The sequence below is a fragment of the Klebsiella sp. CB_Kp196 genome (assembly GCF_040061575.1).
GTDB classification, from domain to species: Bacteria; Pseudomonadota; Gammaproteobacteria; order Enterobacterales; family Enterobacteriaceae; genus Klebsiella; species Klebsiella michiganensis.
On sequence record NZ_JBEAFH010000063.1, the window covers coordinates 1 to 23,682 of the forward strand.

Sequence of the window (23,682 nt, forward strand, 5' to 3'; positions counted from 1 at the left end):
AGTTGACTTTTAATCAATTGGTCGCAGGTTCGAATCCTGCACGACCCACCAATGCAAAAAAGCGCCCTAAAGGCGCTTTTTTGCTATCTGCGATATATAAGATTCGAACCTGCCGCAGGTTCGAGTCGACAAAATTGTCGGGAACAATTTTGCACAACGCGTAGCGTTGCCCGAAGGGCGAGTCTCAGGATGAGACGAGTAGCGAAGAGAGACAACGGAGCCGCCTGCGGCGACAGCCCGGAGGGCGAGCGAAGCGAGTCATCCTGCACGACCCACAAATGTAAAAATGGCGCTGGCGGCGCTTTTTTGCTATCTGCGATAGACAAAGCCGACACGGGCCTTCATCTTGCTATCCGGCACAGACCATCAATTCACCAGCGCCGCAATCAGCTTCTCCAGCGCGGGCGTCGCCTGCTGTTGGTCATAGACGATATACAAATCTGCCGGTATGCGTTCTTCCAGCGGACGAAACACCACCCCCGGCCACGTCATTTGCGCATAGCTATCAGCGATGAGCGTAATACCTATCCCCATACTGACCATCGCCAGAACCGTTTGCGGCTCCATCACTTCACGGATAATCATCGGCGAGAATCCGGCGCTCTGGCACACGCGCTGCAAAAACGTCCAGTCGGTATGTATTGAAGGCATGGTGACAAAATATTCGTTACGCAACGCCGCAAGCGGGATCGCCTTACGCGCGGCAAGCGGATGCTCTTCCGGCATGGCCACCAGAAAAGAGGATTCGTGCAAGCGCAGGCTGGTAAATCCAGGAGAAGGCGCTGTCGCCATCCGCCAGACGCCAGCGTCCAGCTCGCGTCGTTCCAGCATCGCCATCTGCATGGCGGGCATGTTCTCGCGGAAAAGCACCTCTACGTTAGGGTTCTCTTTCAAAAAACGCCGCATCACCGGACGCATTTTTCCCCACATAGCCGTACCTATCACGCCCAGCTCTACCCGTCCCGCCTCACCCCGCCCAATCTGTTCCACGCGCGCCAACGCCTGATTCGCGCTGGAAAGCAGACGACGGGACTCCTCCATCAGGATTTTTCCTGCGTGAGTCAACGCTACGCTGCGGGAGTGGCGAACAAACAGCAGCGTGCCAAGCTGCTGCTCCAGGTCTTTAATGTGAATGCTGAGCGGAGGTTGCGACATGTTCAGACGGGCCGCCGCACGACCAAAATGCAGCTCTTCGGCAACAGCCAGAAAATAGCGCAATAACTTCAGATCGATACGATGCGTGCGTTCCATGGGTCATGCGCTCCTGAGGCATAAAGATAATGCGCAAAGTTACCACACTGCATCAGAAAAAATGAAACGGCGGAACATGTGCCCGCCGCGGAAGAGGATTAATGCGTCAGCGCTTTTTTCATTAACTTCTCAGGTTCATGTTTATATTTGAAGAACGCGGCAAAAATAACCGCCAGCAGCAATGAATAGGCCGCGAACACCAGCCAGATGGTCTGCCACTCTTTTACGCCATCAACAGAGAAGTAATCCACGGCCATGCCGCTGAGAACCGAACCTACCCATGCGCCAACACCGTTCACCATGGTCATAAACAACCCCTGCGCGCTGGCGCGAATATGCGCCCCCGCCTCTTGCTCTACGAACACCGACCCTGAAATATTAAAGAAGTCGAATGCGCAGCCGTAAACGATCATCGACATCAGCAGCAGAACAAAACCGAACGGAGACGGATCGCCAAAGGCAAAAAAGCCAAAGCGCAGCGTCCACGCCAGCATACTCATCAGCATGACCGTTTTAATGCCAAAGCGTTTCAGAAAGAATGGAATGGTGAGAATAAAGGCAACTTCCGCCATCTGCGAAACCGAAAGTAAAATAGAGGGATAGCGTACGACAAAGCTCTCGGCAAACGCCGGGTTGCGGGCGAAATCATGCAGAAAGGGGTTACCAAAGACGTTGGTTATTTGCAGTACCGCCCCGAGCATCATCGCGAAGAAAAAGAAAATGGCCATCCGCGGATTTTTAAACAATACGAATGCATCCAGTCCCAGCCTCGTGGCCAATGTGGCGCCAGGTTTCTTCTCGGTCACAGCAATTTTCGGTAGCGTAAGCGCATAAATCGCCAGTAATAACGACGCGGCAGAGGCGATATACAGCTGCGCGCTGCTCAGCTCCAGCCCCATCAGGCTCACCATCCACATGGCGACAATAAAACCAAGAGTGCCAAATACGCGAACAGGAGGAAACGCGGTCGCCGGATCCTGGCCGGACTGCGCCAGACATGAATAGGAGATGCTATTAGACAACGAGATAGTCGGCATATAGGCCATCGCGTTAATCAGCATTACCCAGAACATCGTCTCCGGATCGGTGACGGTCGTTGCATAAAGAAGCACGCCCGCGCAGACCAGGTGGCAGAGCATATAGGCCCGTTCTGCACGTAGCCATTTATCGGCGACGATCCCCATAATGGCGGGCATGATAATGGCCGCCAGCCCTTTGGAGCTATAGACAATGCCGACATTTGCCCCGGTGAAATGCAGTGTGTTTATCATGTAAGAACCCAGGGTGACCAGCCAGCTACCCCAGATAAAATATTGCAAAAACGACATGAGTTTTAAGCGAGAGGCGATACCCATTTTTCCGTTCCTTGCCATTAAAGTAAGACCCCGCAAGCGGGGTCAATATTTATTATTTTTTCAGGCCAGTTTGCGTAAGAAGCCGCAGATCAGGTTAATAAAGTTCTGCCGGGAGAGTTCGGCCGCCGCCAGGGTTTGCGCGTGAGATAGTTTCACATCGCCGAGGCCCTCAGCCAGATTGGTAATGGCTGAGACGGCCACCACTTTCAGCTCGCAATGGCGGGCAGCGATGACTTCCGGCACGACGGACATCCCCACCACATCGCCGCCGATAATCTGCATCATGCGAATCTCCGCCGCCGTTTCAAAATTCGGCCCGGGATAAGAGACAAATACACCTTCAGTCAGCGGAAACCCCTCCTCCTCCGCTACGCGCTGCAGAACGGCGCGGTAATCCGCGTCATAGGCGTTGGCCAGGGAGAAGAAGCGTTCGCCGAAGCGCTCATCATTCAGGCCCACCATTGGCGTACCCGGCATCGTGTTAATATGATCGCTGAGCGCCACCAGACTTCCCGGCCCCACTTCCGGACGTAAAGAACCGGCCGCGTTAGTACAAAACAGCAGTTCACACCCCAGCAGCTTTAGCGTCCGGATGGCATCAGTCATCACCGTCATGCCCCGACCTTCATAGAAGTGCCCACGCCCTTTCATGCAGGCAACGGGTACGCCGGCCAGATTTCCAAGCACCAGTTCGCCGGCATGGCCGTGCACGGTACTCACCGGAAAGCCGGGCAGCTTCTCGTAAGATATCGCCACCGCATCTTCAATTTGTTCCGCCAGCGCCCCGAGACCCGACCCCAGGATAAAGGCCACCCGCGGCGTAAAATCCGGCTTATATCCGCGAATAATATCGGCGCTATACCAGGGGTTCTGTGAGAAAAGCGTGTCGCTCATAAGCTGTCCTTAAAAACTGAAAGATCGATAAAGTGATTGGCTACCATGCTGTTATAACGATGCTACGCAATCGATTACCAATACAGTTTTCCCGGACGTTTGATATTAAAAAGCTATTGATTTCATTTCTGATACAAGGGGTCGTTTTCGCGTAAGGCGGTCAGCTGGCCAGCCTGCTGCCGCACCACCTCCCACAGCGCCTCTGCGGCTGTCGATAGCGAACGGTTTTTACGCCGCGCCAGCATCAGCTGGCGTTCCACCACCGGGGTGAGCCGCTTCACCTGCAGATGACTTCCCTGAGGGAGCGGCAGCGCTAACGCAGGTAGGATGCTGATGCCTATCCCCGACTCAACCATCGGGAATAGCGTGGCCGGATGACCGATTTCCTGCACGATATTTGCGGTAACGGCGAATCCCGCGAGCGCGGCGTCAATCAGCGGCCGGCTACCCGAAGCATAATCCTGCAAAACCAGCCGCTGGTCATGCAGCGCATGCCAGCTCACCGCATCCCTTTTAGCGAAAGGGTGATCGCAACGGCAAAGCAGCAGGAAAGGTTCAGCGAGAACCGCCTCACACTGCAAATCGGTCGCGGCGCCAGGGTCGATAACAATGCCAAAATCAACTTCTCCCTGACGGATGCTCTCCAGCACCCACTGCTGGGGGCGATCGTGCAGAACAAAATCTATCTCCGGATAGCGACGGTTGCTGTAGGCGATGCACTGCGGGATCAGATGGGCGGAAATGGTCTGGCTGGCCGCCACCCGCACGGTTCCCATAAGCTGCTGCCCGACGCGCCCGGCCTCACGCAACGTGCCGTTTAACTCATCCAGCAGGCGCTCAAGCCGGGCCGCCAGCTGCTGTCCGGCTTCCGTGAGCACCACTTCGCGCGTCGTTCGGTCAAGCAGGCGTACGCCGGTCTGATGTTCCAGCTCTTTCACGCTGTGGCTTACCGCTGACTGACTCAGGCCAATACTCTCCCCTGCCCGGCTAAAGCTTTTGACGCGAGCAACGGTCACAAAAACCTTCAACTGACGTAGCGAATAATTCATCTCTTTTTTTCATGAATAGATGCAATAAATCGATTTTATTTCTCAAACTAAAGAAAGCACAATAGCGACATCGATTTTCAGGAGCGTTTATGAAATTTTTCCGCATTCTTGATCCATTCACCCTGACATTAGTCACCGTCGTCCTGCTGGCCTCCTTTTTTCCTGCGCGCGGCGGATTTGTCCCCTTCTTTGAACATTTAACCACCGCCGCCATCGCGCTGCTTTTCTTTATGCACGGCGCCAAGCTCTCCCGTGAGGCGATCGTTGCCGGGGGCAGCCACTGGCGTTTACATCTCTGGGTCATGTGCAGCACGTTTATCGTTTTTCCCGTACTTGGCGTGCTGTTCGCCTGGTGGGCGCCCGTTAACGTCGATCCGGCGCTCTATACCGGGTTTATTTATCTCTGCATTCTTCCCGCCACCGTCCAGTCAGCCATTGCGTTTACCTCTCTGGCGGGCGGCAACGTGGCGGCTGCGGTATGCTCGGCTTCGGCCTCAAGCCTGCTGGGGATCTTCATTTCGCCACTGCTGGTCGGCCTGTTGATGAACCTGCACGGTGCGGGGGGGAGTCTGGAGCAGGTTGGCAAAATCATGCTGCAGCTGCTGCTGCCGTTTGTGCTGGGACATCTCTCTCGTCCGTGGATTGGCAACTGGGTGGCAAAACATAAAAAGTGGATCTCGAAAACAGACCAGACCTCTATCCTGCTGGTGGTCTATTCGGCGTTCAGCGAGGCGGTTGTTAACGGTATCTGGCACAAAGTCGGCGTTGGTTCGCTGCTGTTTATCGTTATTGTCAGCATGGTGCTGCTGGCGATTGTGATTGCGATTAACGTCTTTGTGGCGCGCAGGTGCGGGTTTAATAAAGCGGATGAAATTACGATTGTCTTTTGCGGGTCGAAAAAGAGCCTGGCGAACGGCATTCCGATGGCCAATATTCTCTTCCCGACCTCTATCCTGGGGATAATGGTTCTGCCGCTGATGATCTTCCATCAGATTCAGCTTATGGTCTGTGCGGTGCTGGCGCGGCGCTATAAGCGCCAGGCCGAAGCGTTACAGGCGCAGGAGAAAAGCCGCGCCTCCGAAGCCTAACGCGGGCGCTTAAGGGGCTCGACCAGGCTGGTCAGCCCCTCCGTTTTAATCAATAGCGTTAATGCCATCAGCTCGCCAAGATGCCCGGCGGGAAATTGATCCTTACGGGCAAACCACAGCAAATACTCTTCCGGCACATCGATTAAGCGCCGCCCTTTGTATTTACCAAACGGCATTTCCGTGTTGGCAATCTCAATAAGCCGATCTTTATCCACGCGACTCTCCGAGCAGACGCAGCATTTCGTCTTCATCGATCACCGCAATTCCCAGCTCCTGCGCTTTGGCAAGCTTAGAGCCCGCCGCCTCCCCGGCGATGACCAGGTCGGTCTTCTTCGACACGCTGCCCGCCACCTTCGCACCCAGCGCAACCAGCCGGGCTTTCGCATCGTCACGGGAGAGCTGACTCAGGCTACCGGTCAGAACCACCGTTTTGCCGGCAAAGGGGCTATCAATCTCTTCCGCATTGACCACGACCGGCGCCGGCCAGCGGACGCCTTCTTTACGCAGCTGAGCAATCACTTCGCGGTTGCTCTCTTCGGCAAAGAAATTACGCACGTGCGTGGCAACCACAATCCCGACATCGGGCACTTTTTGCAGATCGTCAATTGAAGCCTGCTCCAGCGCCTCAATGGTGCCAAAGTGGGCCGCTAAACCGGCTGCCGTCGCCTCACCGACTTCGCGGATCCCCAGCGCATAAAGGAAACGGGCAAAGGTGGTCTCTTTGGACTTCTCCAGGGCATCCACCACGTTCTGCGCTGATTTGGGCCCCATGCGATCGAGCCCGGTGAGTTTACCCGGCGTCAGTTGGAAGAGATCGGCCGGCGTATGCACGTACTCTTTTTCAACCAGCTGATCGATGATTTTATCGCCCATACCGTCAACGTCCAGGGCGCGACGGGAGACAAAATGCTTGAGCGCTTCTTTACGCTGGGCGCCGCAGATCAGACCGCCGGTACAGCGCGTCACCACTTCGCCTTCCACGCGTTCAACGTCGGAATGACATACCGGACAATGGGTGGGGAACACGATCTCACGCGTCTCCTCCGGGCGTTCTGAGAGCACGACGTTCACGACCTGAGGGATAACATCGCCGGCGCGGCGAATGACCACCTTATCGCCGATACGCAGTCCCAGACGCTCGATTTCATCAGCATTATGCAGCGTCGCGTTGCTGACCAGGACCCCGGCGACGTGTACCGGCTCCAGACGCGCAACCGGCGTGATGGCGCCAGTGCGCCCGACCTGAAACTCAACGTCGCGCACGAAAGTCATCTGCTCCTGCGCCGGAAACTTAAACGCCACCGCCCAGCGCGGCGCGCGGGCTACGAAGCCAAGCTGTTCCTGCAGCGCCAGCGAATCGACTTTGATGACCACGCCGTCGATATCAAACCCCAGCTTCGGCCGATCCTCTTCAACCTGGCGATAGTAAGTAAGCACTTCCTCTGGCGTATGGCAGAGCTTTACACGCTCGCTGACCGGCAGCCCCCAGGACTTAAACTGCTGCAAGCGCGCCGAGTGGCTGGCAGGCAGCTCGCCGCCTTCCAGCACGCCCACGCCGTAGCAAAAGAAAGTGAGTGGACGCTTCGCGGTAATTCGCGGATCGAGCTGGCGTAAAGACCCCGCCGCCGCGTTACGCGGGTTAGCAAAGACTTTACCTCCGGTTCGCCGCGCCTCTTCATTAATTTTTTCAAACCCTGCCTGCGGCAGGAACACCTCTCCGCGCACCTCAAGCCGCTGCGGAATATTGTCACCGCGTAGCTTCAGGGGAATCGCGCGAATGGTACGCACGTTGGAGGTAATATCTTCGCCGGTCGTTCCATCGCCGCGGGTCGCAGCCTGCACCAGCAGGCCGTTTTCATACAGGATACTGACCGCCAGGCCATCCAGCTTGAGCTCACAGCAGTAAGTCAGGTTATCGGTATTTTTCAGGCGATCCTGTACCCGCTTGTTGAACGCGAGGAAGCTCTCCTCATCAAAAACGTTGTCCAGCGACAGCATCGGGACTTCATGGCGAATCTGGCTAAAAGAGGCTAACGGTGCGGCACCGACGCGCTGGGTGGGCGAGTCCGGGGTGATCAGCTCAGGGTACTGAGCTTCCAGCTCGCGCAGTTCGCGCATTAACCGATCGTATTCCGCATCAGGGATTTCCGGCGTATCCATGACGTGGTAGAGATATTCATGATGGCGAAGCGTGGTTCGCAGTTCAGTCAGTTTTTGTTCGTTCGATTCCATATCACACCATCAATGATAAAAAACCCCCGACGGGCGGGGGTTCAGGATAAGTAGATGAAACGCAAGAAGATGAATCAGGCGTTAGCCTCTTTCACTTCACGAATTCGGTCTTGATATTCACGCAATTTTTGCGGCGTCATCATACGACGCTGGTCATCCAGCACTACGCCGCCGACTTCATCGGCAATGTACTGCGCGGACTGCAGCATCAGCTTAAAGTTTTGCAGTTCATCGCCAAAGGACGGAACCTGCATAAAGATAGTGACCCCGGGCGTCATCATATCCGCCATGCTGTCAGGATTGAAGGTGCCAGGCTTAACCATATTGGCCAGACTGAAGAGCACCTGACCGCTGCCGTCCGGGCTGAGGTGGCGATGGAAGATATTCATATCGCCAAATTTGAAGCCCGCCTGCTGGATGCTATTGATGAGTAGCTCGCCGTTGAGCTGCGAACCGTGATGCGCAGCGACGTTCATCACGATGACCGTCTCCTTACGCTCTTTAGGCTGCGGCGCGGCCTGCTGCGGCTCAGGGGCCTGAGGTTCCGGCGCCGGCTGCGGCTCTGGAGCGGCGGCAGGTTGTTGAACCGGCTGCTGCACATGCTGAACGGGCTGCTGCACATGCGGAACGGGCTGCGGCTGCACCGGCTGCTGAGGCGGCACGGCGCGCTGCGGCTGCTGGACCGGGGCCTGGGCGTGAACGGGCTGATGTTGCGGCGGCTGCGGTGCACGGACAGGCTCTTCCGGGCGCACAGGTGGCTGTTGCGCCTGACGCTCATAAGGAGGCTGATACTGGTGCTGCGGCTGACGAGGTGCTTCATGCTCCCCATGAACGCCATTCGGCGCATGACTGGTCCGATGAACCCGGACTTCACCAACGCCTTCAACATCGTCATCAAAGTCGTCGCCTTCCGACGCTTCATCGTCGCGAGACTTCATACGTTTCAGTGGGCGATCGCGAAACATCGAGGAGCGTTCTTTACGGCTGGTCCAGAAACCGTGCACCAGTAAAGCGATTATGGCGATCGCGCCAACAATGATTAATATCAGACGCAAATCCTGCATCATTATATTCTCTGTTGTTCTAACACCTTGCCACCACGGCAAACATTTACTCACTAAGAGTATTTGCCGATTACATCAAGTGCAAGTGCGTCGGGGGCTTTCACTACATAAAGATGAACTAAATCGTGCTTTTTGCTGTTTTTTCGAACATTTCCTAACTGGTTATTGTCTGCTAACCCGATAAAATAGCCCGGCATTCAGCCTGGATGTCAAAAAAGGAGCATTACCTGACTATGGTTTCATCATCCGTAACGACCCCGCGTAGTGGCGTCTACTATTTTTCGCAGGGTTGGAAGCTGATCGGGCTGCCGGGGATCCGTCGATACGTATTCCTCCCTTTACTCGTCAACATTATTCTGATGGGCGGCGCATTCTGGTGGCTGTTCACGCGTCTGGACAGCTGGATCCCTTCGTTGATGAGCCATGTTCCTGAATGGCTGCAATGGCTTAACTATCTGCTGTGGCCCATGGTGGTCATTTCTATTCTGCTTGTCTTCGGCTACTTCTTCTCGACAATCGCCAACTGGATTGCCGCGCCCTTTAGCGGCCTGCTGGCCGAGCAGCTTGAAGCGCGCCTGACGGGCGCGACGCCGCCGGATGTCGGGGTTTTCGGCATCCTGAAAGATGTTCCGCGCATCATGAAGCGCGAGTGGCAGAAGTTTGCCTGGTACCTGCCGCGGGCCATCGTCCTTTTGCTTCTCTACTTTATCCCCGGTATCGGCCAGACCGTCGCCCCCGTGCTGTGGTTCCTGTTCAGCGCCTGGATGCTGGCGATTCAGTACTGCGATTACCCTTTTGATAACCATAAGGTGCCGTTTAAAACGATGCGTCAGGCGCTGCGCACGCGCAAAGTGACCAATATGCAGTTTGGCGCCCTGACCAGCCTGTTTACCATGATCCCGGTGCTAAACCTGGTCATCCTGCCCGTCGCGATTTGCGGCGCGACGGCAATGTGGGTCGATTGCTACCGTGACAAACACGCCATGTGGAAGTAGCGCTATCGCTTTCGGAGCGGCTTATGCCGCTCCTTATTACTTCTGGCTTGCCATTATTTCTCTTCTGAATATAGATATGCTAAATCCTTACTTCCGCATATTCTTTAAGCGGGTATGCTGAAGCCGTACTCCCAAATTTCATACAGTTAAGGACGGGCCATGAGTAAGATTTTTGAAGATAACTCCCTGACTATCGGCCATACGCCGCTGGTACGACTGAACCGCATCGGTAACGGACGCATCCTGGCAAAGGTAGAATCTCGTAACCCGAGCTTTAGCGTAAAATGCCGTATCGGTGCCAATATGATTTGGGATGCCGAAAAACGCGGCGTGCTGAAGCCCGGCGTTGAGCTGGTGGAACCGACCAGCGGTAATACCGGTATCGCGCTGGCGTACGTGGCTGCGGCGCGCGGTTATAAACTGACGCTGACGATGCCGGAGACCATGAGCATCGAACGCCGCAAGCTGCTGAAGGCCCTGGGCGCTAACCTGGTGCTGACCGAAGGCGCCAAGGGGATGAAAGGCGCCATCCAGAAAGCCGAAGAAATTGTCGCCAGCGACCCGGAAAAATTCCTCCTGCTCCAGCAGTTCAGCAACCCGGCCAACCCGGAAATTCATGAAAAAACCACCGGCCCGGAAATCTGGGAAGATACCGATGGTCAAATCGACGTCTTCATCTCCGGCGTCGGTACTGGCGGTACGCTGACCGGCGTGAGCCGCTATATCAAAGGCACCAAAGGTAAAAAAGATCTGATTACCGTTGCCGTTGAACCTACCGACTCCCCGGTTATCGCCCAGGCGCTGGCAGGCGAAGAGCTGAAGCCAGGCCCGCACAAAATCCAGGGTATTGGCGCAGGCTTTATCCCAGGCAACCTGGATTTGAAGCTGGTGGATAAAGTAGTGGCTATTACCAATGATGAAGCCATTTCCACCGCCCGTCGCCTGATGGAAGAGGAAGGCATTCTGGCCGGCATCTCTTCCGGCGCTGCCGTTGCCGCTGCGCTGAAGCTGCAGGAGGATGAAGCCTTTACCAACAAGAATATTGTGGTTATCCTACCCTCTTCAGGTGAGCGCTATTTAAGCACCGCATTGTTTGCCGATCTCTTCACCGAGAAAGAACTGCAACAGTAATGCCAGCTTGTTAATATCGTGTAAAAAAGCACCTTTTCAGGTGCTTTTTTGTGGCGCACATCAAACTTTTACCCCTCCTGGCATTGATTCACTTCGTTGGGTCTGGTATTTAACCAGCACATTTATTTCGATGCGCGAAATTATTCCGATTTGGATTTCCATAAGCTGAATCGATTTTATGATTTGGTTCAAGTCTTCCTTTAGCGGCATAATGTTTAATGACGTGGTAGACGTTAACGGCCTGAAGGTTTCCACAGCGATTTTCCGCTGATGGTGCCGGAGCCGGATACGTGATGCCGGCGCTAACGATACAGGCTAAAGTTTGGCCGTTAGGCTAAACTTTAGGTCCACAACACTAAACCTATAAGTTGGGGAAATATAATGTTCCAGCAAGAAGTTACTATTACCGCTCCGAACGGTCTGCACACCCGCCCTGCTGCTCAGTTTGTTAAAGAAGCAAAAGGCTTCACTTCTGAGATCACTGTAACCTCCAACGGCAAAAGCGCCAGCGCCAAAAGCCTGTTCAAACTGCAGACTCTGGGCCTGACCCAGGGTACCGTTGTCACTCTCTCTGCCGAAGGCGAAGACGAGCAAAAAGCAGTTGAGCATCTGGTAAAACTGATGGCTGAACTCGAGTAAGTTCACGGGTTCTTTTTAATATCAGTCACAAGTAAGGTAGGGTTATGATTTCAGGCATTTTAGCATCCCCGGGTATCGCTTTCGGCAAGGCACTTCTGCTGAAAGAAGATGAAATTGTCATCGACCGGAAGAAAATTTCTGCCGATAAGGTTGATCAGGAAGTTGAACGTTTTCTGAATGGCCGCACCAAGGCCTCCGCCCAGCTGGAGGTCATCAAAACCAAAGCTGGTGAAACCTTCGGTGAAGAAAAAGAAGCCATCTTCGAAGGGCACATCATGCTGCTGGAAGATGAGGAGCTTGAGCAGGAAATCATAGCCCTGATTAAAGATAAGCATATGACTGCCGATGCGGCAGCCAATGAAGTTATCGAAGGTCAGGCTACTGCCCTGGAAGAACTGGATGACGAATACCTGAAAGAGCGTGCCGCTGACGTACGCGACATCGGTAAGCGCCTGCTGCGCAACATCCTCGGTCTGGCCATCATCGATCTGAGCGCGATTCAGGATGAAGTTATCCTGGTAGCCGCTGACCTCACCCCGTCTGAAACCGCACAGCTGAACCTGAACAAGGTGCTGGGTTTCATCACCGACGCGGGCGGCCGTACTTCCCACACCTCCATCATGGCGCGTTCCCTTGAACTGCCGGCCATCGTGGGCACCGGTAGCGTGACTACCCAGGTGAAAAACGGCGATTATCTGGTTCTCGACGCGGTGAATAATCAGGTTCTGGTTAACCCGAGCGATCAACAAATCGAAGAACTGCGCAACCTGCAGGCTCAGGTCGCTGAAGAGAAAGCGGAGCTGGCTAAGCTGAAAGACCTGCCGGCCATTACGCTGGACGGCCATCAGGTTGAAGTCTGCGCCAACATCGGTACCGTACGCGACGTTGAAGGTGCCGAACGTAACGGCGCGGAAGGCGTTGGTTTGTATCGTACAGAATTCCTGTTCATGGACCGCGACTCGCTGCCGACTGAAGAAGAACAGTTCGCAGCATACAAAGCCGTTGCCGAAGCATGCGGCTCGCAGGCGGTTATCGTTCGCACCATGGACATCGGCGGCGACAAAGAGCTGCCGTACATGAACTTCCCGAAAGAAGAGAACCCGTTCCTCGGCTGGCGCGCAGTGCGCATCGCCATGGATCGCAAAGAGATTCTGCGCGACCAGGTTCGTGCCATCCTGCGCGCTTCCGCTTTCGGTAAACTGCGCATCATGTTCCCGATGATCATCTCTGTTGAAGAAGTGCGTGCACTGAAGAAAGAGATCGAAATCTACAAACAGGAACTGCGCGACGAAGGTAAAGCTTTTGATGAGGCAATTGAGATTGGCGTGATGGTGGAAACCCCAGCCGCTGCGACAATTGCGCGTCACTTAGCCAAAGAAGTTGATTTCTTTAGTATCGGTACCAATGATTTAACGCAGTATACTCTGGCAGTTGACCGTGGTAATGATATGATTTCACATCTTTACCAGCCAATGTCCCCGTCCGTGCTGACGCTGATTAAGCAAGTTATTGATGCTTCTCATGCTGAAGGCAAATGGACTGGCATGTGCGGTGAGCTTGCGGGCGATGAACGTGCTACACTTCTGTTGCTGGGTATGGGTCTGGACGAGTTCTCTATGAGCGCCATTTCCATCCCGCGCATCAAGAAGATTATCCGTAACACGAACTTCGAAGATGCGAAAGTATTAGCAGAGCAGGCTCTTGCTCAACCGACAACGGACGAGTTAATGACGCTGGTTAACAAGTTCATTGAAGAAAAAACAATCTGCTAATTCACGAGATGCGCGGCCCAAATTACTGCTTAGGAGAAGATCATGGGTTTGTTCGATAAATTGAAATCTCTGGTTTCTGATGATAAAAAAGACACCGGAACTATTGAGATTGTTGCCCCGCTCTCTGGCGAGATCGTCAACATTGAAGACGTGCCGGATGTAGTTTTTGCGGAAAAAATTGTGGGTGATGGCATTGCTATCAAACCTACTGGCAACAAAATGGTTGCGCCGGTAGATGGTACCATCGGTAAAATTTTTGAAACCAACCATGCTTTTTCAATCGAATCTGATAGCGGCATTGAACTGTTCGTTCACTTCGGTATTGATACCGTTGAGCTGAAAGGCGAAGGCTTCAAACGTATCGCCGAAGAAGGCCAGCGTGTGAAAGTCGGCGACCCGGTTATCGAATTCGATCTGCCGCTGCTGGAAGAGAAAGCCAAGTCTACCCTGACTCCGGTTGTTATCTCCAACATGGACGAGATCAAAGAGCTGATCAAACTGTCCGGTAGCGTAACCGTGGGTGAAACACCGGTTATCCGCATCAAGAAGTAATTCTTGCCGCAGAAGAATGGCGCCTCTCGGGCGCCATTTTTTTATCTCGCCGCTTTAAACGGCCGATAGCACTTCTCCCGCGAAAGTATTTTCATCCCTTCCGGGCCGCTTTCCAGAATCCGCTTCTCGCTGTCAGAAACCTGTAAATCACACTGATATCCGCCAACGGCGCCAAATAAAGATCCCACTTCGCAGACATCCTCAAGGGCTTCGCTGCCGGTGGTCTCAAAATGGCCGACGACTCTTCCCTGCTGACGCACCACTAAACGATAGCTCTTCATTCTCCCTCCCTATGCGGCGGAAGAATGAGCTCATCGCAGCCCTGTTCATTGGTCCAGGTCATAACCGCCAGCACCCGCTGCGCGGCAGCGTGGGCGGCCTCGCCCAGCGGCATTCCGCATACCAGACCGCTCGCCAGCTCGGCGCAAAAAAGGTCGCCCGTTCCCTTCAGATCGGTTTCAACGCGCGGATGTTCAACCACCTCGACCGACTGCGCGCTAACCACCAGCACGTTGATCGTGGCGCTATTTTCTCCCGGCGCGCTGGTGATAACGACCCATTTCAGTGAATCAGAGAGCAGACTACGGGCGGCAATAATCGCCTCCTGCTGATTATGGCAAGGCAGACCGCTTAGCGTCTCCAGCTCAAACAGATTGGGCGTGATCCCCTGCGCCAGCGGGAGCAAATGCGTACGATAGGCTTCAGGGATCTCGGCCTTGACGTAAATACCGCTATCCACATCGCCAATGACGGGATCAACGAGAATACACAGTTCAGGATGCTGCTCGCGAATGCGCAGCAGCCATTGCGCCAGACGCTTAATCTGCACGGCGCTGCCCATATAGCCGGTCGTTACCGCCCGCAGCTCGCGCAGGGCGTCACGCTCCTCCAGCGCCTTTAAATAGCCGGCAAACCACTCTTCCGGGATAACGCCGCCATAGTAAGTATCATAGTGCGGCGTATTGCTGAACAGCACCGTCGGCACCGCGATGACCCGCAGGCCGTGCCGCTTTATCGCCGGTATCGCAATACTGTTGCCTACGCTGCCGTAGACCACCTGCGACTGCACGGCCACAATATCGACCTGAAGCGCCCGACTTTTATCGTTGAAGAGCACCGATTGTATTTCATCTTGCTGGCCCATCCTTTCTCCCCCCGCTGGACAGCGGGTCATACTCTGATTATCATTCGTCCTATGCTAAAATTCATTTTGTCATAGGTCAATAATGATCGTTGGAAAAACTGCCAGTGAGATCTTCGATAGCATCCGCCATCTGGTACAAAGCGGCGCACTCAAGCCTGGCGATGTTTTACCGCCGGTCCGCGAGCTGGCGGGCAAGCTGTCGGTTAACCGCAATACCGTCGCTGCCGCCTATAAGCGACTGGTGACCTCTGGCCTGGCTATCAGCCAGGGGCGTAATGGTACCGCCATTAAAACGCATAATATCCTTCCCGCCCTTGAAGGTGGCGATCCCTCTTCGCCGCTGAAGGATATCTCCAGCGGCAATCCCGACCCCGCTCGCCTGGCAAACCTCAAGCACTATCTCGGCGCAATTGCGCCAGCGCCTCGTCTGTACGGCGATGCGGCGGTTGAACCACGGCTGGCCGCGTGGGCCAGCCGCTGGGTTAACAACGATGTGAACCTGGATGCCGATATTAACCTTGCCAGCGGCGCTGTCGATGCGCTTGAGCGCCTGCTGTGCGCCCTGCTGCTGCCCGGCGATAGCGTGGCCATCGAAGACCCCTGCTTTCTCAGCAGCATCAATATGCTGCGCTACGCCGGTTTTAGCCCTTCGCCGGTACCGGTCGACGGGGAAGGCATGCAGCCTGAGGCCCTTGAAGAGGCGCTGCGCAACGGCGCCCGGGCGGTCATTATTACCCCGCGCGCGCACAATCCGACCGGCTGTAGCCTCAGCGAATCCCGCGCCCGGGCAATACGCGAAATACTGGCCCGCTATCCGCAGGTTCTGGTGATTGTTGACGACCATTTCGCGCTGCTCTCCGCCACGCCCTGGTACTCCCCTATCGCCGCGGAAAGTCAGCGTTGGGCGCTGGTACGCTCCCTGTCAAAAACCCTGGGACCAGATTTGCGTCTGGCCATCGTCGCCAGCGACGCTGACACGTCGGCGGCGCTGCGACTGAGGCTTAATTCCGGTAGCCAATGGGTCAGCCATCTGTTGCAGGATCTGGTCATCGCCTGCCTTAACGACAACACCTTTATGGCCTCTCTGGCGGAAACCCGGCGCCACTATCGTCAGCAGCATGAAAAGCTGATTGCCGCCCTCGCCAGCCGCGGAATCACCCATCTGACGCCGGGAGACGGCCTTAATTTTTGGTTCCCGCTGGAAGAGCCGAGCCAGCCGGTAGCGCTCCGTCTGGCGCACGCCGGCTGGCTGGTTCGCGAAGGCGAAACGTTCGGCATTCGCGCCCCTTCGCACGGGCTGAGGCTGTCGCTTGCGACGCTCAGCGACAATGAAATGAATAAGCTCGCCAATGACTTATACCAGATATTACAACAACAGTGACGGGAGTTAACGCTATGCAGATCCACTTTATCGTCCATGAAGTCTTTGAAGCGCCGGGAGCTTACCTGCACTGGGCGCAGGCGCGCGGCTACGGTATCAGCTGGTCGCGGGTATACGCGGGGGACAGTCTACCGGAAAACGCCAACGCTTTTGATATGCTGGTTGTGCTCGGCGGTCCGCAGTCGCCGCGCACGACATTATCTGAGTGCCCCTGGTTTGATAGCCACGCCGAGCAGCGTTTGATTGCGCAGGCCATTGCCGCAGGACGGATCGTGGTAGGGATATGCCTGGGCTCGCAGCTTATCGGTGAAGCGCTGGGCGCGCCGGTCATGCAAAGTCCGGAAAAAGAGGTGGGTCACTATCCCATCACGCTCACCACCGCGGGCCTGCAGGATGACAAACTGGCCCATTTTGGCCCCTCGCTGGTCGTCGGCCACTGGCATAACGATATGCCAGGCCTGACCCCGGAGGCGGAAGTGATGGCCTCCAGCGAAGGCTGCCCGCGGCAAATTGTGAAATACAGCGACCGGGTTTATGGCTTCCAGTGCCACATGGAGTTTGATGCTGAGGTCATTGAGCTGCTGATCGCCCATTCGCAGCAGGAGCTTAGCGCCGCCAGAGGCAGGCGTTTCATTCGTAGTGAACAGGAGATGCGTGCCTGGGATTATCGCGAAATGAATGAGAAGCTATGGGCGTTTCTTGATAAGCTGACGGCAAAGTAAGCAAAAGGCTTTTATTAAAGCCCGACAGTCTAAGGATCGCCAGAAATGCCCAATCCCACCCCACAGCTTAAAGCCGCCATCGAAGCCTGCGATCGCGCTATCTCCCAGGAGGATTACGCGACACTGATGGAGTATTACGCTGATGACGCCGCGCTGGTCGTCAAGCCAGGCATGGTGGTGCGGGGCAAAGAAAATATCCGCAACGCGTTTATCGCCATTGCCGACTATTTCCAGCACCGGCTGGTGGTGACGCAGGGAAAAATGGAGATTATCGAAGGCGGCGGCAATGCGCTGGTGATTATGGAAACCCGGCTGGATATCCCGACGGCGGAAGCCGGGATAACACAGGTCACGCGGCGCGCAACCTATGTCTTTCGTCAGCAGGGTGAACGCTGGCTCTGCACCGTGGATAACTCCTACGGTACGGACCTGCTCGACGCGCCCGAGGTTTAAATTCCCGCGCCCTGGGTAAAGTGCTCTTCGCCAAATACGCCGGTAGAAAGGTAGCGATCGCCGCGATCGCAAACGATCGCCACCACTACCGCGCCAGGATTTTCACCCGCCACACGTAGCGCGCCCGCCACCGCGCCGCCGGAACTGACGCCGCAGAAAATTCCCTCCTTCACCGCCAGCATCCGCATGGTGTTTTCGGCATCCTGTTGATGGATATCGAGCACCGCGTCCACCAGCTGCGCGTTAAAAATGCCCGGCATATATTCGGCAGGCCAGCGGCGAATTCCGGGAATACTGCTCCCCTCTTCCGGCTGCAGCCCCACGATGCTCACCGCTTTATCCTGCTCGCGCAGAAAACGCGATACGCCGGTAATGGTGCCGGTGGTACCCATGCTGGAGACAAAATGGGTGATCCGCCCGTCGGTCTGCTGCCAGATTTCCGGCCCGGTAGTGGTGTAGTGCGCGTACGGGTTGTCCGGGTTGTTGAACTGATCGAGCAGCTTGCCTTCGCCGCGCTGCGCCATGGCTAACGCTAAGTCACGCGCGCCTTCCATTCCCTGCTCTTTGGTGACCAGAATCAGCTCCGCACCGTAGGCGCGCATGGCGGCACGGCGCTCCTGACTCATGTTGTCCGGCATCAGCAGCTTCATCTGATAGCCTTTAAGCGCGGCGATCATCGCCAGCGCAATGCCGGTGTTGCCGCTGGTCGCTTCAATCAGCACATCACCGGGTTTAATCTCTCCGCGCTTTTCGGCCTCGACAATCATCGACAGGGCCGCCCTGTCTTTCACCGACCCCGCCGGATTGTTGCCTTCAAGTTTGACCCAGATTTCGCTGCCGTTGTCCGGCCCCATGCGCTGCAGTTTGACCAGAGGCGTGTTGCCGATTGTTTGTTCTAATGTATTCACGGTTTTGCCCAATAAAAAGCCCGGTAAGCATTACGCCACCGGGCGAAAAACATACGCGATAACCTATCAGGCTGACTCCGCCAGAGCAATATCCTCGCGCGTCTCAATGCGTTCCTTCCCGTGATAAATACGGGCATGCTGCAGACCGACAAACAGGCGCTCTCCCCGGTGCGGCGGGACGTCGTCGCGCATGACCACGGTCAGCGGCTCGGTATACCAGCCCAGCGGTTGTACCACCAATTGCGTGTAGTGACCTTTAGGGCTAGCTTCCAGCACCTGCACCGGCAGCGGTGAATCGAGGCTGGTTCGGCGGCTCACGTCAACTTCCCACGGACGCAGGAACAGATCGACCGGCCCCTGATGCGCGGAGGTATAGCCCAGCGGCCAGCGGTGCGCGCCCACGTGGAATTGTCCGCCGCGAATGGTGCCCTGCAGACGGTTCACCTCGCCCATAAATTCCAGCACAAAGCGGGTCGCCGGTTCGCGCCAGAGCTGCTCCGGCTCGTCAACCTGCTCAATGTTCCCCTGGCTCATCACTACCACGCGGTCGGCAACTTCCATCGCCTCTTCCTGATCGTGGGTGACGAAGACGCTGGTGAACTTCAGCTCTTCATGCAGCTGACGCAGCCAGCGACGCAGCTCTTTACGCACCTGGGCGTCCAGCGCGCCGAAGGGTTCATCCAGCAGCAGTATCTGCGGTTCAACGGCTAACGCACGCGCCAGCGCCACGCGCTGCTTCTGCCCGCCGGAGAGCTGCGCCGGAAAGCGATCCGCCAGATGCGCAAGCTGTACCATCTCCAGCAGTTTGGTCACTTTCGCTTTGATGGCCGCCGCATTCGGGCGCTCGCGGCGCGGCAGCACGGTCAGGCCAAACGCAATATTGTCGAATACGTTCATATGGCGGAACAGCGCGTAATGCTGGAATACAAAGCCCACCTTACGATCCCGGGCATGCAGACGGCTCACGTCGGTGCCATGAAAGCGGATGTGCCCGCTGGTCTGATGCTCAAGCCCGGCGATAATACGCAGCAGCGTGGTTTTACCGGAGCCAGACGGCCCGAGCAGCGCCACCATTTGTCCGGAAGGGATATCCAGCGAGATATCATTCAGCACCTGGGTGCGACCAAAAGACTTCTTAATATTGGCAATCTCAATGCTCATGATTTCCCTCCTGATGCTGACGTTTTTCCTGATTTTCTAAACGCCACTGCACCACACTCTTCAAAAACAGGGTCAAAATAGCCATCAGCGTCAGCAACGCGGCGGCAGTAAAGGAGCCGACAGTATTGTAGTCCTGCTCCAGCAGTTCAATCTGTAGCGGCAGCGACAGGGTTTCACCGCGAATAGAGCCGGAGACGACAGAAACGGCGCCAAACTCGCCAATCGCGCGGGCGTTGGTCAGCACCACGCCGTAAAGCAGCGCCCAGCGGATATTCGGCAGCGTGACGCGGCGGAACATCTGCCAGCCTGACGCGCCCAGCAGCACCGCCGCTTCGTCTTCGTTGCTCCCCTGGCTTAACATCACCGGCACCAGCTCGCGCACCACAAACGGGCAGGTCACAAAGACCGTCACCAGCACCATGCCCGGCCAGGCGAACATGATCTGCAGGTTGTGCTCATCCAGCCAGCCGCCCAGCGGCCCGTTGGAGCCGTAAAAGAGCAGATACACCAGGCCCGCTACCACCGGCGACACGGCAAAAGGAATATCCAGCAGGGTCAGCAGCAGCTGACGTCCCGGGAAGTTAAAGCGCGTCACCAGCCACGCCAGCAGCGTGCCGAACACCAGGTTCACCGGCACGGTGATCAGCGCAATCAGCACGGTCAGCCAGATGGCGTGCAGCATATCCGGGTTCGCCAGGTTTTCCAGCGCGGGCATCAGCCCCTTGCTGAAGGCCTGAACGAAGATATACACCGTCGGCACGACGAGAATAAACGCGGAAACCAGCACGCCCGCACCGATCAGAAACCATTTACCCCAGTTGATGCGGGGCGCATCGTATCGTTTCAATTGCGTAACTTCCGCCATCAGTGACCTACCACACGTCGACCAAAGCGACTTTGCAGAGTGTTAATCGAGTACAGCAGCAGCAGCGAGGCCGCGAGGATCACCGAAGCAATCGCGCTCGCCGCCGGGTAATCAAACTCCTGCAAACGGATAAAAATCATCAGCGAGGTCACTTCCGTTTTCCACGCAATGTTGCCGGCTATAAAAATCACCGCGCCGAACTCACCGAGGCTGCGGGTAAAGGACAGCGCAACGCCCGCCATCAGCGCCGGGGAGAGCTCCGGCAGCACCACCTTGCGAAAGCTCTGCCAGCGCGTGGCGCCCAGGGTTTCCGCCGCCTCTTCATATTCCGGACCCAACTCTTCCAGCACCGGCTGCACGGTACGCACCACAAACGGGATGCTGGTAAAGGCCATGGCCACCGCGATACCGAGCCAGGTATAGGTGACTTTAATATCAAATTTCGCCAGCCACTCGCCGTACAACCCGTTCACGGAGAAGAGCGAGGCGAGGGTTAAGCCGGCAACGGCCGTCGGCAGCGCAAACGGCAAATCCATCAGCGCATCAAGCAGCGTGCGGCCCGGGAAGCGGTAGCGGGTTAAGATCCACGCCATCAGAAGGCCGAACACGCCGTTAAAAATGGAGGCGACAAACGCCGACAGCAGCGTCACTTTATAGGCCGCCACCACCTGCGGGTTGGTCACCACGTCCCAGTACTGCGCCCAGCTCATCTGGGCAAGCTGCATCACCAGCGCGCTGAGCGGCAACAACAGGATAAGGCAGACGAACAGCAGGCTGGTCCCGAGGCTTAAGGTAAAGCCCGGCAGCACGCGTTTAGTCGATACTGCAAACATTACTTACGCCCCGCCGCCAGCAGTTTGTCCAGCTCACCGCCGCTGGCAAAATGGGTTTTCATCACATCAGGCCAAGAGCCAAATTTATCTTCCACGCGGAACAGTTCGGTCTGCGGGAATTTATCTTGCAGTTTGTTCATCACGTCCGGGTTATTCACGCGGTAGTAGTAATCGGTGATGATGGTCTGCGCCTGCGGGCTGTACAGGTAGTTGAGATAGGCTTTTGCCGCTTTCTCGGTACCGTTGGCCTGGACGTTTTTATCCACCCACGCCACCGGGAACTCGGCCAGGATGTTGGTCTTCGGGATAACCACCTCAAAGCCCTGCGCTTCATACTGTTTGCGGATGTTGTTCACTTCCGATTCGAAGCTGATCAGCACATCGCCCAGACCGCGCTCGGCGAAGGTCGTGGTAGCCCCGCGACCGCCGGTATCAAACACTTCGACGTTTTTCAGGAACTGGGTCATGAACTGCTCGGTTTTCGCTTTATCGCCGCCGTCAGCCTTGTCCGCCGCGCCCCACGCCGCTAAATAAGTGTAACGCGCGTTGCCGGAGGTTTTTGGGTTCGGGAAAATCAGCTTCACGTCGGGACGCACTAAGTCATTCCAGTCGTGGATATTCTTCGGGTTGCCTTTACGCACCAGGAAGCCCATGGTGGAGTAAAACGGCGAGCTGTTATTCGGCAGACGGCTTTGCCAGTCGGCGGGGATCAGCTTGCCTTTGTCGTGCAGAATCTGGACATCGGTCACCTGATTGTAGGTCACCACGTCAGCCTTCAGCCCTTGCAGAATCGCCAGCGCCTGTTTTGATGACCCGGCATGAGATTGTTTAATCGTCAGCTTATCGCCGCCGTTATCTTTCGCCCACTGCTGTTCGAACTGCGGGTTAAGGGCGGCAAACAGCTCGCGGGAAACATCGTAGGAACTGTTCAGCAATTCCGTCGCCTGCGCCTGCGCGACCAGCAGCACAGAAGCAGCCAGCGCCAGATATCCTTTTTTTAGTGATTTAACGGCCATTGCGCACCCTTATCAATATGATGATTTTCTGCTGATCATCATATTTATAACGGCTATGAAAGGAGTAACGGTTTTATATACCGTTTGGCGATTTGGAAGTCGAAAAGAGAATAAGGGAATGGCAAAGCTTATCTGAATCACGCATGCAGAACCGGAACACGTTCGACGCCTGCCGGCCGCGCCGAACGGTCCCCTCTCCCTGCGGGGAGAGGGTCAGGAGAAGATCTTACAGCGCCAGCAGTCTATCCAGCGAAGGCGCGAAGTAGTATCCGCCGGTCACCGGTTTGGTAAAACGCAGCATCGCGTCGCGCTTACCGTCGGTATCGCCGAACATGCTCAGCAGCTGCTGTTCAATATTGTGCAGACGCGCGCAGTAGGCGCAAAAGTAGAGGCCGTGGGTGCCGCTGGCGGTACCGTACGGCAGGCTCTGACGCACAATCTTCAGCCCTTTACCTTCTTCTTTCAGATCCACGCGGCTCAGGTGAGAGGTATCCGGACGATCGTCGCCGTCAATCTCTTCGTTGGCTTCTTTGGTACGGCCGATCATCATCTCCTGATCGGGAACGCTCATGCGATTAAGCTGCTTGAGGTTGTGCTCCCAGCGCTGCACAAATACGTAGCTGCCGCCCGCATCGACGCCATCCTGAATCACCGCCACTTCACGGCGGGTCTCTTCCCCCGCCGGGTTTTCAGTACCGTCGACAAAGCCGCTCAGATCGCGCTCTTCAATCCAGCGAAAGCCGTGAATCTCTTCTTTAACATCAATCGCTGCGCCAAAAGCGGACAGGGCCGCCTGAGCGACAGAAAAATTCAGCTCATGCTGCGCGGACAGAATGTGGATTAGCACATCATACTGGGTAGCCGGGGCCAGACCTTTGCCATAGGACGGGAAGTCTTTTAGCTCTTCAGCCCCGACGCCACCGCTTAGCTGACGCCAGACGTTATGGCCAAAAGCGACCACCGCCCCCAGCTTCGCTTCCGGGTATTTCGCCTGAAAGGTGGCTAACTTATCGGCAAACACCTTGCTGGCTTCGCGCAGGGCGTCAACATCGCCTTTGACATTTGCTTCAATCCAAATCGCCGCACGGCAATGTTCCGGCAAAATGCCGCTCTGAACCTGAGACATCGCTCCTCCTGAAATAGTACAACCACAACGCTGTGGCTTTTTAAGGCGCTA

Annotated in this window: 24 protein-coding genes; 9 read left to right on the forward strand and 15 right to left on the reverse strand. The window is 55.9% G+C overall.

Annotation, left to right across the window (positions count from 1 at the left end):
- Positions 1–366: 366 nt before the first annotated feature.
- The 4 genes from ABLU87_RS22985 to ABLU87_RS23000 all read right to left on the reverse strand — a co-directional run bounded on the left by ABLU87_RS22985 (position 367) and on the right by ABLU87_RS23000 (position 4,549).
- Complete coding sequence (locus ABLU87_RS22985) at positions 367–1,251, reverse strand: LysR family transcriptional regulator (RefSeq protein WP_014230307.1); 885 nt, start codon at positions 1,249–1,251, stop codon at positions 367–369.
- A gap of 98 nt (positions 1,252–1,349) precedes the next feature.
- The gene (locus ABLU87_RS22990; protein ID WP_122116647.1) at positions 1,350–2,606 is read right to left on the reverse strand and encodes a nucleoside permease; all 1,257 of its coding nucleotides are present in this window, start codon (positions 2,604–2,606) and stop codon (positions 1,350–1,352) included.
- A 60-nt stretch (positions 2,607–2,666) separates the two neighbouring features.
- The gene (gene xapA, locus ABLU87_RS22995; protein WP_014230309.1) at positions 2,667–3,500 is read right to left on the reverse strand and encodes a xanthosine phosphorylase; all 834 of its coding nucleotides are present in this window, start codon (positions 3,498–3,500) and stop codon (positions 2,667–2,669) included.
- A 122-nt stretch (positions 3,501–3,622) separates the two neighbouring features.
- Positions 3,623–4,549: a LysR family transcriptional regulator gene (locus ABLU87_RS23000; protein WP_014230310.1), complete on the reverse strand. Its 927-nt coding sequence runs from the start codon at positions 4,547–4,549 to the stop codon at positions 3,623–3,625.
- Positions 4,550–4,638: 89 nt separating this feature from the next.
- Between ABLU87_RS23000 and ABLU87_RS23005 the strand changes: the two genes are divergently transcribed.
- A complete protein-coding gene (locus ABLU87_RS23005; RefSeq protein ID WP_004852990.1) occupies positions 4,639–5,637 on the forward strand; it encodes a bile acid:sodium symporter family protein in 999 nt (332 codons plus the stop codon).
- On the opposite strand, the gene ABLU87_RS23010 is transcribed toward ABLU87_RS23005, so the two are convergent.
- The 3 genes from ABLU87_RS23010 to zipA all read right to left on the reverse strand — a co-directional run bounded on the left by ABLU87_RS23010 (position 5,634) and on the right by zipA (position 8,936).
- On the reverse strand, positions 5,634–5,852 hold the full coding sequence (locus ABLU87_RS23010) for a DUF3820 family protein (protein ID WP_004852992.1): 219 nt from the start codon (positions 5,850–5,852) through the stop codon (positions 5,634–5,636). The two genes, ABLU87_RS23005 and ABLU87_RS23010, sit on opposite strands and share 4 nt — an antisense overlap.
- Positions 5,845–7,869, reverse strand: coding sequence for an NAD-dependent DNA ligase LigA (gene ligA / locus ABLU87_RS23015; protein WP_014230312.1), 2,025 nt, complete (start codon positions 7,867–7,869; stop codon positions 5,845–5,847). The genes ABLU87_RS23010 and ligA overlap by 8 nt, the downstream gene beginning before the upstream one ends.
- A gap of 74 nt (positions 7,870–7,943) precedes the next feature.
- Complete coding sequence (gene zipA, locus ABLU87_RS23020) at positions 7,944–8,936, reverse strand: cell division protein ZipA (RefSeq protein WP_183129306.1); 993 nt, start codon at positions 8,934–8,936, stop codon at positions 7,944–7,946.
- A 230-nt stretch (positions 8,937–9,166) separates the two neighbouring features.
- On the opposite strand from zipA, the gene cysZ reads away from it, so the two are divergent.
- The 5 genes from cysZ (at position 9,167) to crr (ending at position 14,022) form a co-directional block, all read left to right on the forward strand.
- Positions 9,167–9,928, forward strand: coding sequence for a sulfate transporter CysZ (gene cysZ, locus ABLU87_RS23025; RefSeq protein ID WP_009654873.1), 762 nt, complete (start codon positions 9,167–9,169; stop codon positions 9,926–9,928).
- Positions 9,929–10,087: 159 nt separating this feature from the next.
- On the forward strand, positions 10,088–11,059 hold the full coding sequence (cysK, locus tag ABLU87_RS23030) for a cysteine synthase A (RefSeq protein WP_025106638.1): 972 nt from the start codon (positions 10,088–10,090) through the stop codon (positions 11,057–11,059).
- A 381-nt stretch (positions 11,060–11,440) separates the two neighbouring features.
- A complete protein-coding gene (gene ptsH, locus ABLU87_RS23035; protein ID WP_002913505.1) occupies positions 11,441–11,698 on the forward strand; it encodes a phosphocarrier protein Hpr in 258 nt (85 codons plus the stop codon).
- Positions 11,699–11,742: 44 nt separating this feature from the next.
- Positions 11,743–13,470 (forward strand): phosphoenolpyruvate-protein phosphotransferase PtsI, encoded by a 1,728-nt coding sequence (ptsI, locus tag ABLU87_RS23040; RefSeq protein ID WP_004852999.1) that lies wholly within the window; start codon positions 11,743–11,745, stop codon positions 13,468–13,470.
- 42 nt (positions 13,471–13,512) lie between these two features.
- A complete protein-coding gene (crr, locus tag ABLU87_RS23045; protein ID WP_000522253.1) occupies positions 13,513–14,022 on the forward strand; it encodes a PTS glucose transporter subunit IIA in 510 nt (169 codons plus the stop codon).
- A 41-nt stretch (positions 14,023–14,063) separates the two neighbouring features.
- On the opposite strand, the gene ABLU87_RS23050 is transcribed toward crr, so the two are convergent.
- Together ABLU87_RS23050 and pdxK are read right to left on the reverse strand one after the other, a co-directional pair.
- Positions 14,064–14,303, reverse strand: a complete 240-nt coding sequence (locus tag ABLU87_RS23050) for a hypothetical protein (protein WP_004104337.1) — start codon at positions 14,301–14,303, stop codon at positions 14,064–14,066.
- The gene (gene pdxK, locus ABLU87_RS23055; protein ID WP_122116646.1) at positions 14,300–15,166 is read right to left on the reverse strand and encodes a pyridoxine/pyridoxal/pyridoxamine kinase; all 867 of its coding nucleotides are present in this window, start codon (positions 15,164–15,166) and stop codon (positions 14,300–14,302) included. The genes ABLU87_RS23050 and pdxK overlap by 4 nt, the downstream gene beginning before the upstream one ends.
- 82 nt (positions 15,167–15,248) lie before the next feature.
- On the opposite strand from pdxK, the gene ptsJ reads away from it, so the two are divergent.
- The 3 genes from ptsJ to ABLU87_RS23070 are packed head-to-tail and all read left to right on the forward strand — an operon-like array spanning position 15,249 to position 17,722.
- Entirely contained in the window at positions 15,249–16,547 is a 1,299-nt protein-coding gene (gene ptsJ, locus ABLU87_RS23060; RefSeq protein ID WP_064358867.1) for a transcriptional regulator PtsJ, read from the forward strand.
- 14 nt (positions 16,548–16,561) lie between these two features.
- Entirely contained in the window at positions 16,562–17,269 is a 708-nt protein-coding gene (locus tag ABLU87_RS23065; protein ID WP_046878229.1) for a type 1 glutamine amidotransferase, read from the forward strand.
- A 45-nt stretch (positions 17,270–17,314) separates the two neighbouring features.
- Positions 17,315–17,722: a nuclear transport factor 2 family protein gene (locus tag ABLU87_RS23070; protein WP_064358866.1), complete on the forward strand. Its 408-nt coding sequence runs from the start codon at positions 17,315–17,317 to the stop codon at positions 17,720–17,722.
- On the opposite strand, the gene cysM is transcribed toward ABLU87_RS23070, so the two are convergent.
- From cysM to ABLU87_RS23100, 6 genes are all read right to left on the reverse strand, one after another.
- Complete coding sequence (gene cysM / locus ABLU87_RS23075) at positions 17,719–18,630, reverse strand: cysteine synthase CysM (protein WP_014230319.1); 912 nt, start codon at positions 18,628–18,630, stop codon at positions 17,719–17,721. The genes ABLU87_RS23070 and cysM overlap by 4 nt on opposite strands.
- Positions 18,631–18,696: 66 nt before the next feature.
- The gene (gene cysA, locus ABLU87_RS23080; protein ID WP_014230320.1) at positions 18,697–19,791 is read right to left on the reverse strand and encodes a sulfate/thiosulfate ABC transporter ATP-binding protein CysA; all 1,095 of its coding nucleotides are present in this window, start codon (positions 19,789–19,791) and stop codon (positions 18,697–18,699) included.
- Entirely contained in the window at positions 19,781–20,656 is an 876-nt protein-coding gene (gene cysW / locus ABLU87_RS23085) for a sulfate/thiosulfate ABC transporter permease CysW (protein ID WP_014230321.1), read from the reverse strand. The genes cysA and cysW overlap by 11 nt, the downstream gene beginning before the upstream one ends.
- Positions 20,656–21,489, reverse strand: coding sequence for a sulfate/thiosulfate ABC transporter permease CysT (gene cysT / locus ABLU87_RS23090; RefSeq protein ID WP_004123378.1), 834 nt, complete (start codon positions 21,487–21,489; stop codon positions 20,656–20,658). The genes cysW and cysT overlap by 1 nt, the downstream gene beginning before the upstream one ends.
- Positions 21,489–22,505, reverse strand: coding sequence for a thiosulfate/sulfate ABC transporter substrate-binding protein CysP (gene cysP / locus ABLU87_RS23095; RefSeq protein ID WP_048260622.1), 1,017 nt, complete (start codon positions 22,503–22,505; stop codon positions 21,489–21,491). Before cysP ends, cysT begins: the two co-directional genes overlap by 1 nt.
- A gap of 226 nt (positions 22,506–22,731) precedes the next feature.
- Complete coding sequence (locus ABLU87_RS23100) at positions 22,732–23,631, reverse strand: Dyp-type peroxidase (RefSeq protein WP_009654897.1); 900 nt, start codon at positions 23,629–23,631, stop codon at positions 22,732–22,734.
- Positions 23,632–23,682 lie beyond the last annotated feature (51 nt).